Here is a 258-nt window from a genome sequence, read left to right as displayed (position 1 = left end):
TACCGCTTTCACCCGCGACGGTGAAATTGATCACAAAGCCAACGCCAAAATCGCCAAATGGCTGGTCTCGATGGAAGGCGTCAAAAGCCTCGTCATCCTCGGCCATGCCGGCGAAGGCACGTTCCTCACGGAAGATGAGCGCCTTGCTCTCATCCACACTTATGTTGAAGCGGTCGACGGTGCCGTTCCGATCATTGCCGGGATTACCGGTGAAGGCACGAGGGTCGCCGCTGAAGAGGCCAGGAAATGCAAGGCCGC

The 258-nt window shown here is 58.1% G+C and carries 1 protein-coding gene; it reads left to right on the top strand.

Annotated features, from left to right (window positions below; all coding sequences use genetic code 11):
• On the top strand, positions 1 to 258 hold a 258-nt coding region (locus EOD29_RS32950), incomplete at both ends, for a dihydrodipicolinate synthase family protein (protein ID WP_206520580.1).

It is taken from the genome of Mesorhizobium sp. M1A.T.Ca.IN.004.03.1.1, assembly GCF_003997555.1.
Lineage (GTDB): Bacteria > Pseudomonadota > Alphaproteobacteria > Rhizobiales > Rhizobiaceae > Mesorhizobium.
The sequence above is the reverse complement of the archived record's forward strand: the minus strand, read 5'-3'. Positions and strand labels throughout refer to the sequence as shown.